The 21,085-nt window shown below is 37.0% G+C and carries 20 protein-coding genes; 8 read left to right on the top strand and 12 right to left on the bottom strand.

The window, feature by feature from the left end:
• Window positions 1-169: 169 nt before the first annotated feature.
• The 4 genes from MHH51_RS02630 to MHH51_RS02615 form a co-directional block, all read right to left on the bottom strand.
• Window positions 170-355: a hypothetical protein gene (locus tag MHH51_RS02630; RefSeq protein ID WP_147209027.1), complete on the bottom strand. Its 186-nt coding sequence runs from the start codon at window positions 353-355 to the stop codon at window positions 170-172.
• 131 nt (window positions 356-486) lie between these two features.
• Window positions 487-1,029 (bottom strand): CueP family metal-binding protein, encoded by a 543-nt coding sequence (locus MHH51_RS02625; RefSeq protein WP_339284341.1) that lies wholly within the window; start codon window positions 1,027-1,029, stop codon window positions 487-489.
• Window positions 1,030-1,210: 181 nt separating this feature from the next.
• On the bottom strand, window positions 1,211-2,299 hold the full coding sequence (locus MHH51_RS02620) for an aminotransferase class V-fold PLP-dependent enzyme (protein WP_339284339.1): 1,089 nt from the start codon (window positions 2,297-2,299) through the stop codon (window positions 1,211-1,213).
• A gap of 26 nt (window positions 2,300-2,325) precedes the next feature.
• Entirely contained in the window at window positions 2,326-3,078 is a 753-nt protein-coding gene (locus MHH51_RS02615; RefSeq protein ID WP_339284337.1) for an HAD family hydrolase, read from the bottom strand.
• 74 nt (window positions 3,079-3,152) lie between these two features.
• Between MHH51_RS02615 and MHH51_RS02610 the strand changes: the two genes are divergently transcribed.
• Window positions 3,153-3,818 (top strand): Crp/Fnr family transcriptional regulator, encoded by a 666-nt coding sequence (locus MHH51_RS02610; RefSeq protein WP_147209022.1) that lies wholly within the window; start codon window positions 3,153-3,155, stop codon window positions 3,816-3,818.
• 45 nt (window positions 3,819-3,863) lie between these two features.
• Here MHH51_RS02610 and MHH51_RS02605 read toward each other — a convergent pair whose 3' ends face one another.
• Window positions 3,864-4,574 carry a class I SAM-dependent methyltransferase gene (locus tag MHH51_RS02605; protein ID WP_147209020.1) on the bottom strand — a complete coding sequence of 237 codons (711 nt, stop codon included), beginning with the start codon at window positions 4,572-4,574 and terminating at the stop codon, window positions 3,864-3,866.
• Window positions 4,575-4,733: 159 nt separating this feature from the next.
• Here MHH51_RS02605 and MHH51_RS02600 point away from each other — a divergent pair, with 159 nt between their 5' ends.
• On the top strand, window positions 4,734-5,534 hold the full coding sequence (locus tag MHH51_RS02600; RefSeq protein WP_339284335.1) for a YwqG family protein: 801 nt from the start codon (window positions 4,734-4,736) through the stop codon (window positions 5,532-5,534).
• A gap of 80 nt (window positions 5,535-5,614) precedes the next feature.
• Here MHH51_RS02600 and MHH51_RS02595 read toward each other — a convergent pair whose 3' ends face one another.
• From MHH51_RS02595 to MHH51_RS02585, 3 genes are all read right to left on the bottom strand, one after another.
• Window positions 5,615-6,142, bottom strand: a complete 528-nt coding sequence (locus tag MHH51_RS02595) for a tetratricopeptide repeat protein (RefSeq protein WP_339284333.1) — start codon at window positions 6,140-6,142, stop codon at window positions 5,615-5,617.
• Window positions 6,139-8,340 (bottom strand): Z1 domain-containing protein, encoded by a 2,202-nt coding sequence (locus tag MHH51_RS02590; protein ID WP_339284331.1) that lies wholly within the window; start codon window positions 8,338-8,340, stop codon window positions 6,139-6,141. Before MHH51_RS02590 ends, MHH51_RS02595 begins: the two co-directional genes overlap by 4 nt.
• A gap of 207 nt (window positions 8,341-8,547) precedes the next feature.
• Window positions 8,548-9,321 (bottom strand): MurR/RpiR family transcriptional regulator, encoded by a 774-nt coding sequence (locus MHH51_RS02585; RefSeq protein WP_339284329.1) that lies wholly within the window; start codon window positions 9,319-9,321, stop codon window positions 8,548-8,550.
• A 274-nt stretch (window positions 9,322-9,595) separates the two neighbouring features.
• Here MHH51_RS02585 and MHH51_RS02580 point away from each other — a divergent pair, with 274 nt between their 5' ends.
• The 4 genes from MHH51_RS02580 (at window position 9,596) to MHH51_RS02565 (ending at window position 14,987) form a co-directional block, all read left to right on the top strand.
• Entirely contained in the window at window positions 9,596-10,930 is a 1,335-nt protein-coding gene (locus tag MHH51_RS02580) for a 6-phospho-alpha-glucosidase (RefSeq protein WP_147209012.1), read from the top strand.
• Window positions 10,931-11,136: 206 nt separating this feature from the next.
• The gene (locus tag MHH51_RS02575) at window positions 11,137-12,741 is read left to right on the top strand and encodes an alpha-glucoside-specific PTS transporter subunit IIBC (protein ID WP_339284326.1); all 1,605 of its coding nucleotides are present in this window, start codon (window positions 11,137-11,139) and stop codon (window positions 12,739-12,741) included.
• An 82-nt stretch (window positions 12,742-12,823) separates the two neighbouring features.
• Window positions 12,824-13,282 (top strand): hypothetical protein, encoded by a 459-nt coding sequence (locus tag MHH51_RS02570; RefSeq protein WP_339284325.1) that lies wholly within the window; start codon window positions 12,824-12,826, stop codon window positions 13,280-13,282.
• A gap of 358 nt (window positions 13,283-13,640) precedes the next feature.
• The gene (locus MHH51_RS02565; RefSeq protein ID WP_339284324.1) at window positions 13,641-14,987 is read left to right on the top strand and encodes a DnaJ domain-containing protein; all 1,347 of its coding nucleotides are present in this window, start codon (window positions 13,641-13,643) and stop codon (window positions 14,985-14,987) included.
• Window positions 14,988-15,229: 242 nt separating this feature from the next.
• Here MHH51_RS02565 and MHH51_RS02560 read toward each other — a convergent pair whose 3' ends face one another.
• Both MHH51_RS02560 and MHH51_RS02555 read right to left on the bottom strand, forming a co-directional pair.
• Complete coding sequence (locus MHH51_RS02560) at window positions 15,230-16,612, bottom strand: sodium/glutamate symporter (protein WP_156985891.1); 1,383 nt, start codon at window positions 16,610-16,612, stop codon at window positions 15,230-15,232.
• A 25-nt stretch (window positions 16,613-16,637) separates the two neighbouring features.
• On the bottom strand, window positions 16,638-17,804 hold the full coding sequence (locus MHH51_RS02555; protein WP_339284322.1) for an NAD(P)-dependent oxidoreductase: 1,167 nt from the start codon (window positions 17,802-17,804) through the stop codon (window positions 16,638-16,640).
• Window positions 17,805-18,438: 634 nt separating this feature from the next.
• Between MHH51_RS02555 and MHH51_RS02550 the strand changes: the two genes are divergently transcribed.
• On the top strand, window positions 18,439-19,482 hold the full coding sequence (locus tag MHH51_RS02550; RefSeq protein ID WP_339284320.1) for a beta-carotene 15,15'-monooxygenase: 1,044 nt from the start codon (window positions 18,439-18,441) through the stop codon (window positions 19,480-19,482).
• 119 nt (window positions 19,483-19,601) lie between these two features.
• Here the strand turns inward: MHH51_RS02550 and ytxJ are convergent, their stop codons facing one another.
• Together ytxJ and MHH51_RS02540 are read right to left on the bottom strand one after the other, a co-directional pair.
• A complete protein-coding gene (ytxJ, locus tag MHH51_RS02545) occupies window positions 19,602-19,946 on the bottom strand; it encodes a bacillithiol system redox-active protein YtxJ (protein WP_147208998.1) in 345 nt (114 codons plus the stop codon).
• A gap of 31 nt (window positions 19,947-19,977) precedes the next feature.
• A complete protein-coding gene (locus MHH51_RS02540) occupies window positions 19,978-20,133 on the bottom strand; it encodes a hypothetical protein (protein ID WP_186813571.1) in 156 nt (51 codons plus the stop codon).
• 198 nt (window positions 20,134-20,331) lie between these two features.
• Here MHH51_RS02540 and MHH51_RS02535 point away from each other — a divergent pair, with 198 nt between their 5' ends.
• Window positions 20,332-21,015, top strand: a complete 684-nt coding sequence (locus MHH51_RS02535) for a YjjG family noncanonical pyrimidine nucleotidase (RefSeq protein WP_147208996.1) — start codon at window positions 20,332-20,334, stop codon at window positions 21,013-21,015.
• The last annotated feature ends 70 nt before the right edge of the window (window positions 21,016-21,085 follow it).

Below are 21,085 nucleotides of genomic sequence, written 5' to 3'. Positions count from 1 at the left end.
TTCACTAGTTCTAACACGGATTAAAAATATTCCTTAATTATCGAAAAAAAACCGCTTGATATAAGAATATCAAACGGCTCGGACAATGTTAATCCTGTCTTATCACGGAGTAATTTTCGTAAAACTTCCATTGATTGAAGTTTCGTTTTATATTTACATAAAGCAAATTCTATGTAATACGGAAAGAATTCGCCCTATGAACCTTTTGAAAAAAATGCTTGTGAGATTTATTTTTACTGTTTCCCTTGAGCAGATATTGGTTTCTGTTTAATAGCTCCTTATAATACTGGGCAAATCCCGCATGTGATAATCGCAAATTAGCCATTCTTTTCATTGGCTCATCTGTTTTATCCATCCTATCATCCTCCTTGCTTTAGCGTATGTACAAGGAGAATCAATTATGTAGGACAACAAAAATAATATTGTTATTTCAAATGTAGACTGCCGGGTTATCCCAGACACTCTGCATAGGGGTACTGTTCTTCACTAGATTAATTGCATTGTAGTGATACAGGTAAAATCATCCTCAAACGTGCTGATCTCCGAGGTTACTTCTTTTCCGTCATGCTTGATTTCGACGGTATATGTCTCATCTTTTGGAAGCCACAGGTCAATAAAGCCATTTTCCTCCGTCTGCATTGTCTCATCTATGACAACATCGCCTTCTGCTGTTTCAATATATACATCAAATTCTTCTTGAACCATTTCTCCCTGACAGCCTGTTAAACTATGAATTTCACAAGGATGTGTCTGTTGAACAAAGGGTGCAATTGAAACAAAAAATTCATCCTCCGGTAAATCATAGACAGCTTCTTCATTTCCCTCATTATCCGTAACAATCAGCTGTTCAGAAGTAATGGATGCATTCTCATCAACAATATCTTCGGTACTATAGTGATGAACTAATTCTTTGATATCGCCCGTTTCTTCCAGCGCATCTTCTTGCTGATTATTATTCTCTCCACCGCAGGCAACTAATAAAACTAACAGCCCGAACAAGATCAGGCTCAATTTTTTCGTCTTCGTCATGAAATTCACACTCCAAATAGGATTTCTTGTCTTGTATTATACGGGAATGCAGTGATATTTCCTATATAGTCCAGGTAACTGACACAATATAGTTAACTTTATAAGGAAAAAGAGCAATAATGAGCAGGGCGTTCAAAAATAGATGCAAGTGATTTTAAAGATGCAGATTCTCATAGTCTCGTCATTCCGTTAACAGTACAATTTCATCAATCGCTCTTTTAATATCCTGCCTGGTATTATAAACATGCGGTGAGATTCGGATGATATTTTCCTTTGCAGTTAATACAATTCCCTTTTCTTGAAGCTTATTAACGACCTCAGCAGCCTGTGGATGAACAAATGCAACTAAACTTGTTCTGTTTTTCGGCTCCTCAGCTCCATATATCCTTAATCCTTTTTCACTTCCATACTGCACTGTGAATGCTCCCAACCCTTCAAGATAAGCTGCAATATGAGGAACTCCAATAGATTGAATAAAATCCAAAGACGCTTTGGCAGCATACGCACTGATAAAGGAAGGTGTACCTGAATCAAATTTTCTTACGCCTTCCTTCCCTTTTCCCAGCCATCCTGTCACGACCGGATGAAGCTTATCGGCAATTTCTTGATTAATATACAGAAAAGCAATGCCAGGAATCCCTAATAAATACTTCCTTGTTCCCGTTGCCAGAAAATCAATTCCCATCTCTTTTACATGAATAGGGCAATGTCCTGCAGATTGATAGGCATCAACAAATAATAACGAACCTTTTCGATGTGCAACTTCCGCTATTTCTTTGATATCCAGCTTCAACCCGCTTTTATAATGGACATGAGGAATAGATGTAAGCAGTGTTTTTTCATTGATATGGTTCTCAAAAGATGCCGGAGAAATCTTCCCATGCTCAGATGGAATCACATGAAGCTTCTTCTGAAATTTTGTCTGGGCAGTCCATATATCTGCAACCGTGGGAAAATCAAGGTCTGTGAAAATAACTTCATCTCTTGTTAAAGCATTTGGAAAAGCTGTCGCTATTGCAGAGATAGCATGTGACACCGAGGACACAACCGCTATTTCATCCGGGTCAGCCCCAATTAGTGCAGCAAAGGATTCCCGGGCTCTTTCCAGCATTCCCATTGCTGCATCCCAATTTGTTCCATTAGCCAGTAATTCTTCGTGATACGCTGTGATTGCACGAGAAGTACTTGCCGGCAATAGTCCTTGAGAACAGCTGGCAAGATAATTCCGATTTGTCAGTGTAGGAAATTGCGAGATAATCTCTTCATTCATGTTATCTCTCCTTTTATAGTAAATATTTAAACATAGATGCTTTGTATTTCTTGATCTTCATACGCACGCAATACTTCACCTATCATCGCTGGAACATTTTCCTTTTCTATTGATGCAGATGCATATTGTTTAACCTCATGTCCGCCAATACAGACGCTGTACAAAGCATTTTCAAACAAGCACTGATCATTACTGTCATTACCAAATGCAATAAAATCCTGCACCTGTAAAGCATGCAGCCCTCTTACTTTATTGATTCCAACCGGACTGATATCTATCGCATTTTCATCCTTGTAACAGGTTATACTTACAGGCAGAGTGGATAGCTCATCTATTACGTGCCGTGAAGGCTGAAACAGGACCAGCTTACACAGCTTATGCAGGCTTCTCAGCTCTCGATTCTTTGCTGAAGCCTGATTAATATTCTTATAGATAGGATGTGTCTTCTCTCCAGTAAAAGCATAATCCCAATCACTATCTCCTAAGTAGGTTAACTGATTATCTTCTACCAGTGTTTGAAGCTTTGTAAGTAAACTATCTTGAAAATGAATGACGTCAACCTTTCCGCCATTTGAAGTATATGATCCATTTCCACCAACCAGCTTCCCTTGTTGAAAAGCCTCAGGCAGAACCGGCAGTAAATCCCGGATTGGTCTTGCGGATGCAAAAATCACCTGATGCCCTGCCGCTTTTATTTCATCCAGTGCCTGTATAATGGACGCATCTATTGTTTTTCCATCAAAGCAAATTGTGCCATCTATATCAAAAACAAAATTCATGTGAATCACCTCTTTTTCAAGTATACTATGATTAAAAATATACGAAAGGACAGATGTCCCAAGGAGGAAATAACGTGGAGCTAAGCCAATTCGCTGCCATTTACAATTATTTGATTCCAAATACAGTGGAAAAAGAAGTCACCATCCGCACATACATATCCAATGAATACATATTAACTGCCGGAGAAGAAATTGATGGATTTTATTTTTTAATAAGTGGAAAATACTTTGTTTCCAGTCAGGAAATCACAGGCAAGGAGCTGTTGCTGCGTTACTGTCAGGCTCCTGCTGTTATGGGAGACATTGAAATTCTGGAAGACTGTGTGATTCAATCTAATTGCGTTGCGGCAGAACCATGTTCATTCGTCTTTATTCCCAAACAGGCGTATGAAAAGGAGCTGAAATACGATGCAGCATTCACGCAAATATTATTAAAAGAATTAGCATATAAGCTTCGGACATGTACCATCTCATCCAGAGTGAATGCACTGTCTCCTGCCAATGTCCGGCTTGCTGCTTTTTTATGTACCATTGCTTCTGGTTCTAATTCGAAGGCATCTTATATTACAACCAAAAATATGGAGGAAACAGCTGCTTTAATAGGGACTACAAAAAGGCATGTCAATCGAATTTTAAAACAATGGATAGCTCAAGAGATTGTAGAGCGGGAAAATGATCAAATACGAGTTTTGCAACGGGATAAATTGAAAGAGATTTCTGAGGATGTGCGGTTTGAGTAACGGTATTCATTCTTAGAAATCACCTTCTGTTTCGGGCATCCTCTATCAATAATTATCGCATTTCCTCGCCACATAAGTTATTGCATTTGTTTGCAGCAAAACGTCTCTTTTATCACGTGTTATTGTATACTTTAATGGTTTCACGAGCCGTTTCAGTACTTCCCAGCTCTCATACAGCCTGTCTAATTTATGGAGCATTTCTTCTGTTTTAATATTTACTTCCATCATGACATCTAACTTTTTATTTTCTGCAATATCTATTTCTTCCACCTCAGAATTAACAATAATACAGTTGATGCCATTCTTTCGAGTTCCCTTTGCCATATTTTCTATTACTCTTTCAAAAACATCTTCAGAAGCAACATGCTCTAAAGCAGAGACTGCAATAATATAGTCAAATCCCTCTTTTACGATTGGATAATCCTCTATATCCCTGGTTTCCAGCTTAAGGACTTCCTCCACATTATATTCTTTACTGTACTGTCTTAAATTTTCCGTTGCTGAGGGCAGCAAATCTACGCAGACAATCTTTCCTCTGCCTTTTATTTCTTTTGCTATGGGAATACTGTTCCGGCCGACCCCGGAACCTAAATCCAGAACACGAATATTCGTTTTTTCTTTAAAATATGGCAATTGCTCCATTACTGTTTTAACAGGCTTGTACAGCCAGGAGCCTTTCTCGAACAGCTTATAATTATCATAACAGGCATCATGGTATTCTTTTTCTTTATTTCTTATATACTCTACTCTGTGCAACGAAATCCCTCCAGATTATGTAATAGTCTGTAAACATCTCCACTGATAAAGCAGCCTTTCTTATCTTTTGTAAATTATCTGCTCTCTCATTTTCTCCTCATCTTAATATTTGCTATAGTAATCATTATACAGAATAAACTGAATTTCAGGAGGTTTCTTATGCCAGATAAAACATCATTACAATTATCAGAGGCTTTTGAGCAATACCGCTCTATCATTCAAGATACACTGATTCCAGTTGTAAAGGTTTCTGCTACAGAGCGGGAAACATCTTTATTCGAAAGTAAATTTGCAGGAAATCCGTACTTCCCTGTTTCCATGGAGTATCCTAAAAATGAAGAGAGTAACCCTTTAAAACTGCTCGCACAGATTAATTTTAATGAGGTTCCTGTTCATTTGCCGCATTTTCCGCATAAAGGGATTTTGCAATTTTACATTGATGGCTATGATGATGTTATCGGAATGGATTTTGATGATGGTCAGAATCAAGCTGGTTTTCGCGTTATCTATCATAAAGATATTATTCAGGATGAATCACAATTAGTGCAGGATTTTTCTTTTGTAACCCTGCCGGATGATGAGTTATTTTTCCCTGTTGAACAGGAGATGGGATTATCCTTTGAAATAGGTTCCGAAGCTCTCACAGTAAGTGATTACCGCCGTGAAGAGGTTTACGCAGATATATTTGATAAAATAAGAAATGATGAAGATTTGGAAGAAGAATTTTTCCAGCTGTTTAGTGGTACAGGCCATAAATTGGGCGGCTATCCTTTCTTTACCCAGGAAGATCCGCGGGCTTATGGAGATTATCAAGAAAAAGATATACTGCTGCTGCAAATTGATAGTGCCGGTGATAACATTATGTGGGGAGATTCCGGTGTTGGAAATTTCTTTATCTCCGAAGAGGATTTGAAAAATAGAGATTTTAGTAAGGTGCTTTATAATTGGGATTGTTATTAAAATAATGCCAGTGCTGTTCACGCATCGAACAGCACTGGCATTTACTTATGAAGCGATTATAAATTTGTATTTCTCACTAATTACTCCCAGCTTGTATCCAATTTATCTGCATAATAAGTAATTGCCCTGGAGAATTTTTGGATGTCGGCATCATTCGTCGTCTCAGCAAGATTTTTTAACAATATCTCCATTACTTGATGGTGCTCTTTTAAATTATATAATGTCATCGCATAAAACACTTGAATTGCTTTATTATCTGGAAATAGTTCTATTCCCTTTAAAAATGTGCTCTTCGATTTTTCATACTCTCCCAATGTCCGATAAGTACTTCCAAGCCCTAATAAAGCATCTTCTAAATTTCTTTCTTCTAAGCCCAGCTGAATTGCTTTTTCATAGTATGGCACAGCAGTTCTTTCTTCTCCTAAAACGTCATGGCTCCAGGCACATTGATAGTTGAGAAAGGCATGGTCCGGATTTTGTTCTAACAGCTTTAATATAATAATTCTGGATTGGTTCGCATCGCCTTTTTCTCTTAATTCAATAGCCTGCTGTAATTGTTGGTTTAACTGGGCATCATCTTTGTGAAAATAATTATTCACCTGTTTCACCTCTCTTTAACCCCTTTTCCGGCAAACACTGTCGTTTTCGTCTCCTCAGGCGTAACCAGCACCGGCCAATAAAAAGCACCGCCGCGCCAGCCCTGCTCCTCTGCTCCATTCTGTCTTATTAAAATTAGAGCTGGAACAACTCTTGCTAAGTTTCGTGCTATTTTTAATTCATCCTGTTTTGTATCGGGAGCATCTTCAAACCTATCCGTACTTTTTCGAATACGCGCCATATTACGATTCTGGCGTAAAATTATCCAGACGTATCCCTTTCGATTCGTGTCCGTTTCCTCTGACAAATAATTCATCACAGCACAATATGTTTCCAGGTCCCATTCGTATCCATCTTCGAATTCATAGGTCTGGTAAATCATTGCCAACAGCTCTTGAATTTTTTCTTTTTTAATCAGGAAACAGCGGGCGTCTTTTGGATGTACTGCTTTTGCCGTATGCTTCATCGCTTCCATATACTTATCTATTTTCTTCATTTGCCGCTCCAGATAGCTCTTCGCAATTGTTTGAAAACCTGTTGGCAGCATTCGTTTTCCCGGCTTCAACATTTGCACGCTTGATAATAAAATTTTATTTGGATTACATGGCAAAATCGTATTATTGATATCCTTTTGAATAAAGGTCACTTCTCCGCTGTTTGCCCCGGATTCAAAGGCTCTGCGCAGCTCTGCATCAAATTCATGCATCTGCTCCATCACATCATAGATACGTTTTGTTGTATAAAAACGGGTAACTGCAATATCTGCAAACGGGCGGGCTCCATACATCCGGGAATGCTGTAATACCGTGTCCTGCTGGAACTTTTGCGGGTTTCTTCCATAGTAAAAGCCAATTAAATTTTTTATCGTAATACCGCGGTCAAGAATTTGTCCGCCAATAAAGAAATTAAGCGGGGTCCGTAATTTCAGCTCTCCCGATTTGTCTAATAAATTATCTACATCTTGCTCAGAGTTTACAATTTCAATTAACAGCTCTTCCTCTATCAAAGCTTCACGAACGTTAGAAAGAACTTCATCAAAGGCTGGAAAATATATACCCTTCATTTGTGATCGTACAAAATCCTGATAAGCTGCACGAACTAACTGGTCAAAGACGGGATCCTCCTTCTCTATTGCTTCGCGGAGCTGCTCCTCCATATGGAGCATCACCTCTTCCTGCCATTGATGAGCAGCCTTAGTGGTGATGGTATGCATAATAAACGCATATTTTTCAAGACGCTGATTCATCTTCTCCTGTTGAATATTGCGGATTTTACTCCCAACAATAAAGTGAATCAAAGCACTGCGGATGCCGTCATAACGTTCACCGGTAAGCAAATAATTCACTTTTACCTTGCGCTTATCACTTTTCCTTAAAATTTCAAGCTCCTCTTCCTGAATTTCATGATAGAGGTAACTTGCCATATGTCCATCCTCTTTGGCTTTATCAAAATACATCTCCCCGCCAACATACTTGTCATGCACCGGCACTAATTCTGTAAAAGCCGGCCGCTTCGGCTGAAATGCTTTATGCTCATGAACCGTCATATCATCCGGCTGAAGATATAAGGAATATGGTGTGGCTGTTACCTGCAGATAAGCAGCATCACTTAACCTGGCACGAATACCATCAATCTGCCCGGCAATTACCTTCAGATCAATAATATTTTTATCTTTCACATTGTCATACGCAACCGAAGCGAAATCCGCTTCATCATCAATAAATAAGATTTTTTGTGTGGCCAGATCTGGATACATTTCAAATAAGAGACTTTCTAAGCGCTGCATATTTTTCTTTTCTTTTTTTAGAACAATAACGAGCTTTTTCTTTAACTCAAATTTGCGGAGCTTTACCGGCATTTTCATAATGTTATAGACAGCTAATTTATCCTCTTCTATGCATTCTGAAAACTCTCCCTCTATCCTTTCAAAGGTCTGCTTAACAAGTGCATTCGAATTCTTTGTTAAAATAATCGCAGCATCAAAACCATTATCAAATCCTAATCCCACAGAACCAAGAAAAGAACGCGTTTTCCCCGATTGAATATGCCCCAGCAGCATTCCTGGCTTTTTGGATGTTGTAGAGATTTTTAATAACTGATTGACTGTATTCTGCATCACATTTATTTCTTCTGTTTTATAATTATTTTTCTTGCAAACCAGGGAGAAGAATGTCCCATTTGTTTTTAGTTCGTGTTTAACTGTTTCCATAAAGTGAAGTGGCTCCTTGCTCTATCCATGATACTTTTAAATATTTAATCGTTCTATCCGGCCTTGTTCATTGTCCGAGAAGGGCTAAAAACAGCAGCCTAATACTGAATAAATGAACAAGAAAGAAAAAAACACGTTTAAAACGTGCTTGCGTAATAGCCTGACAAATTCAGGCTCCTTATAAAATTTTACCATACATTGAAAAATCTATGATTCTTTTTTGGATACATAGGAGACATACTCCTGGAAAAAGAGATCTATTAACACATTTAACGTGACAAAGGATAATTTTGAGATATTCCCTTTCTTCGCTATACCTGTTGGATGATAATACAAATTATTAGGTGAATAATTAGCTAATTTATTATTTTTAATATCTGTAATCGATAAAATTGGTATATTTTTCATTTTAAGCATTCGAAGTGGGTGCTCTAAATCATTTGTATCTCCGCTTAAGGATACGATGATTAGTAAATCGACATCCGACGAAAGACTAGATACCATTTCCAGTTCACTATAGCTCGGAATGATAATTAAATTCTTATTAATAGACAGCATATATCTATTTAATTCATTTAACATATTCTTTTGTGCTGTACCTGTTGCATAGGCATATACATTATTCGATTTATGGATAAGAGCGAATTGCTCAGACAGGTCTGTCTGTTTAAATAATTTTACTGTTATATTGATGTCATTTTGTAATTCATCTAAATAAGTAGATGTATCAAAGTTAATTTGACTCTCCTCATCTATCTCGCTTTTTAGTTGATACTTCAGTTCACTAAAACCGGAATAACCTACTTTCTTTGACAGCCGGACAATAGAAGCTGGCGAAGACGTACTTCTTTGCGCTAACTCAGAGACATTCATATATTGGCAAATTTCTTTATTTTGAAGTATATAATTTAAAATGAATTTATCATTTTCACTTAATTGATTAAAATTTTGATTAATTTGTTTACTCAAATTATCAGCCATCTGAATCCCCTCCATAATAAACAAACTTATACATGCTGAACTTTCCGGATAAAAAACCTTACCTGAAAAATTGTACATTGATTTATTATAACAAAATGAATTACTTCTTAGAAACCATTTTCATTTCTTAGTCCAGAGTAAATTTTTTTCATGAAATGAAATTTTAATCAGGCTGTTAAACAAAAACCTAAACCTCTGGATTCCATTGTTTTACCCAAAATCTCTGTGTTATAAATTACTCAAGCATCAAATACAAAACTTGGAGATGGTAATAATGGGTAAACAACATTCAATTGTAATTGCTGGTGGAGGAAGCACATATACACCGGAAATCGTATTAATGCTCTTGGACAATCTGGATAAATTTCCAATTAGACAGTTAAAGCTGTATGATAATGATCCAGAGAGACAAAGCATAATTGCGAAAGCCTGTGAAATTATTATTAAGGAACAAGCTCCTCATATTGAGTTTGTCGCAACAGATAGCCCTGAGGCAGGATTTACAGATGTGGATTTTGTAATGGCACATATTCGCGTGGGTAAATATGAAATGCGGGAAAAAGATGAAAAGGTTCCATTAAAATATAATGTCATCGGTCAGGAAACTTGTGGCCCCGGCGGAATGGCATATGGGTTACGGTCTATTAAAGGTGTTGTTGAAATCATTGATTATATGGAAATGTATTCACCAAATGCCTGGATGTTAAACTATTCAAATCCAGCTTCTATCGTTGCAGAAGCTTGCAGAAAATTAAGACCGGACTCCAAAGTATTGAATATTTGTGATCATCCTATCGGATTAGAGGACCGCATGGCTAAAATAGTCGGTTTAGAATCCAGAAAAGATCTATCAATCCGTTATTATGGCCTGAATCACTTTGGCTGGTATACAGATGTTCAGGACAAAAATGGAAACGACCTGATGCCACAAATAAAATCATATATTGGGGAAAACGGGTTTAATCTTAATGCAATTGGAAAAGAATCAAGAAATTCAGATCCCAGCTGGATTCATACGTATGATATGGCAAAATTTGTTTATGAGCTTGATCCAGACACAATACCGAACACATATTTAAAATATTATTTGTTCCCAAATAAAGAAGTAGAGATTGCGGACGCAAATTATACACGGGCAAATGAAGTAATAGATGGCAGAGAAAAACGTGTATTTGGAGAATGCCGTAATATTATTGAAAAAGGTACATCTAAAGGAACAACATTAGAAATTGGAGCCCACGCTACGTATATCGTCGACCTGGCTTGTGCTTTAAGCTACAATACGCATGAAAGAATGCTTATTATGGTCGAAAATAATGGAGCGATCAGCAACTTTGATGCTACTGCTATGGTTGAAATCCCTTGTCTGGTAGGTTCAAAAGGAGCAGAGCCGTTATCAATTGGACCAATACCGACATTCCAAAAAGGGTTAATGGAGCAGCAGGTAGCTGTTGAAAAATTAGCAGTGGAAGCCTATACGGAAGGTTCTAAGCAAAAACTGTATCAGGCATTTGCTTTAAGTAAGACCATCCCGGGAGCAGACATTGCCAAAAAACTATTAGATGAACTGATTGAAGCAAATAAAGATTATTGGCCGACATTGCATTAAAAATTATCGGAGTTCACTCTTTATTAATCAGCAGGCTCCAAACATTACTTTGAATAACCAAGGTTTGGAGCCTCCTTTGATTTATCATACAGAATCGTTGTTTATATTCCCGTCAAAGGAAAGACTAATAAAAAAACGAATCGGATTAATCACCTTTCCTTTAACAGCTTTGAAAACGCTTAAAACATAATAAGGAGGAGTTATAAATGTTACAAAAAATACAACGGTTCGGAGGTGCCATGTTTACTCCTGTTCTGTTATTTGCATTTGCCGGTATCATGGTTGCATTAGCTTCCGTCTTTCAGAATCCACTGATTATGGGTTCATTGGCCAATGAAGATACATTATGGTTTAAATTATGGGACATTGTCGCATCAGGCGCCTGGACAGTCTTCAGACAAATGGAGCTATTATTTGTCATTGGTCTTCCCATTGGTTTAGCAAAGAAAGCACATGCCAGAGCGGTCATGGAATCTCTGGTAATCTACTTAACCTTTAATTACTTTATATCTTCTATTTTAAAATACTTTGGAGGTTCATTCGGGGTTGATTTCTTTGCAGACCTAGAGACAAGTAAAACAACAGGTCTCAAATTAATAGCAGGAATTAAAACATTAGATACGAATATCATTGGATCTATAGCTATAGCCGCTTTGGTGGTATGGCTTCATAATAAATATTTTGATAAAAAGCTTCCGGAGTGGCTGGGGATTTTCCAAGGCTCAGCTTATGTAGTAATCCTTGGATTTATTTGTACTTTGCCTTTGGCTTTTCTGACATGCTGGATATGGCCGCTGGTCCAGGATGGAATAACTTCTTTACAGGCATTTTTCATCAGTTCTGGCTCAGTTGGTATTTTTGTGTACAGCTTCCTTGTCAGAATACTAATCCCGACAGGACTGCATCATTTTGTTTATGCGCCTTTTATGTTAGGACCGGCAATTGTAAAAGAAGGTATTCAGGTCAATTGGTTAAATCATCTTTCTGAATTTGCCCAGTCAAAAGAATCATTAAAAGCGTTGTTCCCTGCCGGCGGTTTTTCCCTATATGGATGTGTAAAAATATTCGCTCCTCCCGGAATTGCCGCTGCATTTTATAAAACAGCCAAGCCGGAAAACAGAAAAAAAGTATTAGCCTTAGTAATTCCAGCAGCAATAACAGCTGTTGTCGCCGGTATAACAGAACCAATAGAATTTACTTTTCTTTTCATAGCTCCAATTCTCTTTGTTGTTTATTCCTTCTTGGGGGCAGTTATGGCTGTAGTCATGTACCAATTTGGTGTCAACGGAGACTTTAGCAGCGGGCTCATCAACAGCGCAGCAAGGAACTGGATTCCGCTATTTAGTAACCACTGGGGAACTTATGCTATCCAAATTATAATTGGAATTGCTTTTGTCTTTATCTATTACTACGTCTTTAAAATACTTATCTTAAAGATGAACTTGAAGACTCCCGGACGCGAAGACACTGGAAATATTAAATTATACACGAAACAAGACTATAAAAAGAAAAAAGGAGAAGAGACAGATCCTCAGCCCGCCTCTTCAGGAAATGAGAATAAAGATAAGGCAGCCTTATTCCTGCAAGGGCTGGGCGGTGCTGCAAATATTGAATCAGTTACCAATTGTGCCACCCGATTAAGAGTGCATGTAAAGGATGGCTCACTTGTAGCAGAAGATACTTTCTTTAAAGAGGCTGGAGGCATGGGTCTGGTGAAAAACAAGAATGCTATCCAAGTCATTGTCGGTCTCTCTGTTCCCAACGTCAGAGAAGAATTTGAACAATTGATTGATGAAGAACAATCAACTTAATTGTATGAGTTTCACAATATAAAGGAAGAAGGATTCGTCTGTTCCTTCTTCCCTTTACTTTAAAATAACAGGAGGCATCAGCATGTTAAGACAAAAAAGCACTTACCGGCATCCACGAAAATATATAAACACGTTAATCATTTTCTATCTTCTTGTCCCTTTCGCTTATCTCGGGTATGTTACGTTTTCAATGAGTCAGACCAATAGCAGCTACTATGCTTTTTTTAACAGTGATTCAATCAATTCCGTCTTATTATTGTCTTCCATGATATGTTTAATTTGGGCTTATATACTTTGGAAGCTAAAAGAATTAAATCAGTTTCATACTCTCCCCTCTTATCTAACATATATGGCAATTTCACAATTATTTATCGGAAATATTGTTGGAGTAATCTTTACAGTTATTACCAGATTCAAAACAAAAGCACTTCAATCGGATCAAAGTTCTCAAAACGGAGCAGTCCAGTGCAGGCTGCTTACAATATTAAATATTATTTTAACCGTTATTGTGCTTGCAGCTTTTATAAGATTAAATTTCTAATAATGCGGAGTGTGTGTTCTATAATGTATCTCCATTCTACCAGTTTAAAATCCTATTGATACTCCCATTTAATTAAATCATTTTTATCGGATCTCATTCTATACAAGTTAACTTTTATTAGCCAATATACCTATTTATTCCTTCTGCTTATTTCAATCATGTTCTTGCGAGATTCGAAAAGAAAAGCTACAATGAGAAGCGGAGTTATGCAAGGTTCTGGTTAGTGAAGTTATCATTTTACAAGTAAAGCTGCTTTTTTTAATAATCTATATAAGTTGAACTTATATGTTCAAATACCGACAAGGATACAGTACTAACTTTATCCTTTTTTGACCGTAAATAATGAGGAGTTATCAATATGAGTAAAGTAAAGAATGAAAGCTATTATAAGATTCTTGGTACAACAGCAAATATTGGCCAGGCAAGAATCGAGGAAAAATATCTGGAGGCTCTAGAGAAGCATCCGCAGGAAACAGATCCAGAAGGTTATGCCAAAGTACAGGAAGCTTATGAAGTTTTGAATGATCCAGAGAAAAGAGCTGCTTATGACGATGCCCGTAAACATGGCAAGAAGGCAGACAAGCAACAAAAAAAAGCCGATAAAGCAATGTCTGTAAAAGCTGAGCAAAATAATACATCTGAAGCAGACTCAATAGCAAATGAAGTTAAACAATTTGATGAGGCGGAACAATTAATCATTGATGCGAAGAAATTAATAGATCGTGGAGATAATCAAAAAGCCTTTGAAGTCTATAAAAAATTAAACCAACTCGTACCCGACAGCGGCGAAATTAAGTTCAAGCTATTAAAGCTGGCGAGTCTGAATGGCGATGTTGATGAGATGGAAAAGATTTTTTCAGAAATCATCCCTCTTACTGCAAGTGATGAAGAGCTGCAAATTATTTATACTTTAAAAGCTGATATTTATCAGAATAACGGCTATCCCGACAAAGCTATCGAAACATATGAAGATTTATTGGAGAAATTTCCTGAACAAAAAGCAATGTTCGCCCCTGGTTTAGCACATCTTTATATAAATACAGCATATTCAGATAAAGTTACCAATTTAATGGAGCAATCCCAGCCGACAGAAGCGGACGATGCAAAAACTGCTACAGCATTCTATCTATCCTGGATTAATATTATCATTACTACAGAAAAATGGTCTGTATTATCCAAGGTACTATCAAAATTTAAAAAGCATATAAAAACTATCTCGGATGAACAAGATTTTAAAAGATTGCAGGATGAGCTAATGGAACAATATATGTATTTCCATAAAGGAGCATTATTTCAGGAAGCAGAGATTTACATCAGCTTAGCTGACGTTATCACACAGAAGAATAATAATGACATAAGAAAAGCTCATAACGAAACAAAAAAACAAGCTCGTCTACAAAAAGAAATCAGCAAGCTGTCCCATGATGAAAATGCCTATCAGCTGCTTTACTATAGAGCATATGAATGGTTTTATACTGGGAAAATGGCGGCAGCAAAAGTAATTGCAGTTATGAATGAATTACCTGCCTATGTCAGACAACAGCTTGAGAGTGACAAAGAGAGCTATGCTGCAGGTATCCTGCAATTAAAGAAAAAATATCCGTTCATTTATAAATCTTATCAGAACCAATGGGATAGCTTATTTGAACAGTTGACTGCCGGACTTAGCCGACAGGAGAAAAGAAATTTGCGGAAGAAGAAATAGCAGATATGAAAAACTAGCACGCAACCAAATGGTGATATGCTAGTTTTTTTATATCTATTAAATTATAAGTAGAATAACCGGTTATATCCTCTCATTCAATTTGTCGAACATTCTCCTTTAGATTCTAAAAATCCTTATAAGCACTTCTTAAACTTCTATTGATAATTTACAAAAAAGCTGGGGATCTCCTTAGAAAGTGTCACCCCGGCCTTTTCTTTTCTACTATTCTATTTTCAAATATATTACTCATCCTTATCCAAAGGAACCGGCGGCCGATCTCCCAGCGGTATCTTCCAATACCACCATTTAAATATTCTTGCTATGATAATACAGGCAATCGAAATTGCTAAATAGATTCCAACAAATGCCCAATGCTGACCTGTCATCAGCATAATTGGCCCTGCTGACCACGCAAATAGCTCCAAGGGAGTGTTTAACGGACCAACAATCGCTGTATCTGTCAGTGTTTTTGATTTATTATTCGGGTCAATAACTCTTAATAATGTAAGTCCAATTGCAAAAACACCTGTGGAGTAGCCATATACAAAGATAGAACGTTCAAACCAGCTTTCATAATTCATACCAGGTCCAATAAACACAAGTGTCAGCACAACGACAACAAGACCTGAAATCATTAATAACGTTAATGGAAGCCAGTATTCTCTAACAACTGGAAGTTGAATTGACGCCACCCCGAAGAATACAAGATAGTCAGTTGCAGAGCTGCCGATCCGATCTACTATTTTACTGTCCACATATTTATAGATACCTTTTTTCCCTCTTCCTAGGACAACATACATCAGCAATGCAATAATAAATGCAATTGTGAATGTCGGAAATTCTAAATTCCAGGTCTCTGCAATGTAATTATTTAATAAATAACCTAAGCCGGCAGGAACCACTAATAATGCTACATGAAAAGCCAGCGGATCAAGTGCAATAGGCGATACTGTATCATCCCCCATAGATGTTCGATTTTCAGGCTTTACTAAGCCGGTTTTCAAATCCTCTGATATCTCTGAGAAATCCTTTACATACTGCGTATAGCCTTTCCTTGTCGCCCATTTAATAAAAATAAGCCCTCCAAAAATACCAATAAGCATACCACCGGTTGCTGCTGTCATACCTAAATCAGTTGCATTTTCCCAGCCTAAGTTTTCAAATGTTGTCCCTATTGCTGCTGCCGTTCCATGCCCTCCATAGAACCCGGCAGCCAGCAGTAATCCAAACCCATAATTAATCTCCGGGATAAATTTTGAAATAACAATTATTGCAAAAATAATTGGAATAGACATCTGAAGTGCGATACCGAGAATCTTATAAATCGCGTATGCACCCATCCGGTTAAGATCTTTCTTCATGTTGCCCGGAGAAAAGGAAAAACCGTTAATCCCTACCGCCGCAAATACTAATATGGTAATAACACCCGCATAAGAACCAATATTTTCAGAAAGTGGCAAAACATCTAAAAAGCTGGGCCCCAGGGCCAGCCCCAGAAACCCTGCCAGCAGACTCGCCGGAATAAAGCTTCTTTGGATAAATTTAAATTTTGCTCTGAGAAACATTCCTATTAGAATAAGAATACTTGCACAGGCAAAATCTACTAATAATGTGTTTATCGTCATCTAGTTTCCCCTTTTCCTGGTTGCATTAAAGCTCTAAAAAATTTGTCGATCTTGTTGGAGTTGCCGGCGGTGCAAAGTCAAGTTTTTCCTCTTGTATATGCAATACATCTTCAGGTCGAGCCCAAGGACGATCTTGAATCGCACTAGTTTCCTCGTGTGTGAGATATCCTCTATAAGCCGTTAAGCTTCTTCTTAAAAAGCCATCACGGATACAAGCCTCTTTAACACCATTATTTAAAATAGAACGTAAATGAGGCAATATCGAAGCCGCATAAGCAACAGATGTAGAATTAGCAATTGCTCCCGGGATATTACTTACACAATAATGAACAACACCATTTTCAATATAGGTCGGATCCTCATGTGTTGTTTCACAGAAGGACTCGATCGCACCATCTGCATCATTACTGATATCGACAAGTACAGAGCCCTTTTCCATTAAATGAAGCATATCACGATCAATTAAGAAATCTTTATTTTCCTTTGGCCATTTCACACAGTTAATGACCATATCAATTTCTGGCAGCAGTTTTCTTATATTTTGCTTTGTAGACAGCTGAGTGTTTACTTTTTCATTATAAGTCTTGCCGATATCTCTAAGTACACCGTAGTTAACGTCCATTACTGTGCACCAGGCACCTAAGGATTGCAGCACCTGCAATGCAGAGCGTCCTACCAATCCGCCACCCAGAATTAATACTTTCATACCAGGAGCACCAGCAAGCCCGCTCACAAACTTTCCTTTTCCGCCATTAATGGTCAACATGGCATTTAATCCCATTAATGCCCCCTGTTTTCCTGCCGCTTCACAGTTAACGGAGCCAAAACGATGCGAATCCTCTGCTGTGAAGGCTATACTCTTGCTATCAAGAATAGCCTGTACTTGCTCTGGATGCGCTGCCGGATGGATACACGTATATACAATTTGGTTTTCTCTTAATAATCCATATTCACTTTCTTCAATTTCTTTCACCTTGGCAAGAAAATCACATCGTTTGTACATTTCCTCAGTGGACTCTACTATTTCCGCACCTTCCTGTTTATATTGTTCATTGGTAAAACCAGCTGCCAACCCTGCATCTTTTTGAACCAAAACAGTATGTCCATCTTCTTTAATAGTTGCTGCCTCGACAGGAGTTAATACCACACGATATTCTCCTATTTTCTTATCCTTTAATACACCAAAAATCATTTGTATTCCTCCAATATCTTTGTAAAGACTGTTTACATGGCAGATTTTATTCTGCCAATTGCCTAAGCCATGCAATTTTAATCGTTAAACTTGTCCTGCAATATACGTTTTATAAAAGTTATTTATATCCTTTTGCCTAAATGTCGATTTAATTATTATACCAATTATTTTAGTCAGTTTCTAATTATTTTTTCTTTTCAGATAGAAGAAAGGAAAATAGAATTAATTGTTGGGAACAGTCAATTTAAAACCCAATTCATCTTTCTGCAGGATGAATTGGGTTTTTCTATTTTTTTAGATATAACCTGCTTTACCCACACCTGCAAAATTATTTCTCCCCTACTAAATCCATTCCTTATCCTTTCAGATTTCTTTATCTTTCGAGAAAAGCAGATAACTGCCATAAGCAATCTAAAGGATAAAGAGAGAACTCACAATAAGGATATTGATATGGTAAAGAACCGTAGAAATAAATCAACTTTCTAATCAAAAACAGCCGTAAATTCAGAAATTTGTAACATCTAATAAGAAATAAAGTAAAACAACCTATTCCTAATATACTTCTATTAAAATTCATTTTATAATTGAAATATCCAAATATTAAGAATTTATTTTAATAAAGGAGGTTCGTCAAATGTACATAATTCAGAAAGGAAAGTACTTTTGGCTGCTGATGATCGTTCTTATTTTAAGCAGTAATTATATGCTGTATCAGCCATCAATAGGTGCAACTATTCTGCCGCCTGAGGCAAACCTTGTCGTATTAGGCTCGCTAATTGATTTGGTTATTATGGGGCCAGTATTTTTTATGCTGTACAGAAAGAAATTCTCCATTAAAACCGCTATTCTGCTAGCTGCAGCTGGATGTATATTAGCAAGGTTTTTTATCCCCACTCATTTGTTAGGACATTTTGCCACCATCACTTGGGCCGGAATAGCCGCAGAAGCTGTCTTGATTATCTTTGAGCTTTTATTTGTTATTGCTTTTTTCCGGTATCTGCCCAGGATTATACAAAAAGTGAAAGCAAGCACATTGCCTGTTATTTTTTCTTTTCCAAGCGCAGTGGACAAATATGTAAAGAACAACCCGATTATTCATGTGATTTGTTCGGAGTCTTTAGCGCTTTATTATGCACTTTGCAGCTGGAAGAAAACACCTCCCGATGGAATAACTCTGCATAAAAAATCAAACTTTATCGCCTTTCAAATAATGATGATTCATGCAATTATCATTGAAACATTTGCTATTCACTGGTGGCTCCATAGCAAATCGATTGTTATTTCCATTGTTCTATTGATACTTAATATTTACTCGGTGATTTTCTTGATAGCCTGTATTCAATCCATCCGCTTAAATCCAATATATACGGATGAGGAAGCTATATATGTTTCATTTGGAATACTAAAGCGGGTAAAAATAGATTTCCAGGATATTGAGAGGATGATAGAGGATGACACTGCTTTGAAAAGTAAAATTTCAAAGGACACAATTGATTTTATTGCAAAGGACTTTGAGCAGGTTTATCCGGATATGATTTTAAAAATGAAAAAGCCTGTACAAGCAACTATATTTATGGGCATCCAAAAGGAATACTCTAAGGTAGCCATTAAATCGGATGATCCAGATAAATTGAAAGCTGTCGTTTTAAATAAAATCAGTAACGAAACTAAAATATAGACTGTTAAAATAACTCCTGCAGGAAGTTGTATACTTCTACAGGAGTTATTTTTATATAGCTTTTTTATTTTACGATTATAAATATTTATCGAACATTTGATAATTTTTGGCTGTATGCTCTATTCGAATACCCTGCTGACTTCTTTCTCCATATTAGACTTCGTTATTTTCCAATGGGATGTATTCCATAGCACTTTCTTTTTGTAGATAAGAAAAATTTGCGGAGATTTATGCGTAATACTTGTATCTTCAGCTATCTGATTAGACACCTCTCTGCTTTCAATGACTTTCACCAGATAACAATCTACTTTACCACGCTCTGGTAAAGCTTTGACTTGCTTAAATGCTCTTGCACTGATCAGACAAGAAGTACTATGCTTAAAGACAAATATTGGCATGTTCATTGAACGCTCCCAGATCTTATTCCACTGCTCCAATGTTGTCAATTCATTCATCTGCTCCATATATACTCCTTTCTCATTCACTTTAACCTTATTATGACCGTCTATTATCCACAATGAAACCAAGAATAAAACCACAGACAACGCCAACAGCAACGCCGATTGCAATCTGTTCAACAGCAGTTCCTATACTCGCACCAATTGCAATCCCCAGAACAATTCCTAAGGTGCGAAACCTTGATTTCCCCATGTTCAAGCTCCTCTCCATTTTAGTATAGTACCATTTGAATTATCTTATATACGGTTTTAATTAAGATAAAGTTCCCATTTAAATTATTTGAAACTAATCATCATCATTATCCATCTCCTACAATCGTAACTTTTTCTCATTATTGCTATAATGGATAAGCAACGTTTTCAACGATGAGATGAAAGGAAGTATATAAAAATGAAATATGATGTGATCTTTTTTGATATAGATGATACGTTATTTGACTTTGGTAAATCAGAAAAAGCTGCTTTACATAAAACATTTGAAGCATTTGGATTACCTGATGGGCTTGCAGATTACCAGGCAAGCTACCGCGAAATCAGTAATGTGCTATGGAGAGAATTAGAGCAGGGAAAACTGCCAATAACGAAATTGGGGGTAGAGCGTTTTAGAAGGTTATTTGCAGCATATGATCTACAAATGGATGGAGCAGATTTTAATCATGCATATCTTGAAAATTTAGGAAAAGAAATCTATTTAGTAGACGGTGCTGTGACATTATTTGATTCTCTTTCCGAACAGCGTTCAGCAATTATCACAAACGGGTTTAAGCATGTACAATTATCTAAGCTGGAAAATTCTCCACTTCAGAATGTTTTTGAAGCAATCATTATTTCAGAGGAAACGGGTTTTCAGAAGCCTGACAGCCGAATTTTTGATTATGCTTTTTCCAAGCTCGGACTTACAGAAGATGCTAATGCATTAATGGTTGGTGATTCTTTGACGTCCGATATACAGGGCGGAATAAATTTCGGAATGGATACATGCTGGTTTAACCCTGAACATAAAGAAAACGTGATTGGTATCCAGCCAACGTACGAAATTAATCATTTAACGGAGCTTATTACAATTGCAAAATAAAAAAGAAGCAGGGATAGATTTTTTTATCCTTGCTTCTTCATTGAATAAAGTAATTTTCAATACTATTTAG

This window comes from Oceanobacillus sp. FSL K6-3682 (genome assembly GCF_037976165.1).
Classification (GTDB): domain Bacteria; phylum Bacillota; class Bacilli; order Bacillales; family Amphibacillaceae; genus Oceanobacillus; species Oceanobacillus sojae.
The sequence above is the reverse complement of the archived record's forward strand: the minus strand, read 5'-3'. Positions and strand labels throughout refer to the sequence as shown.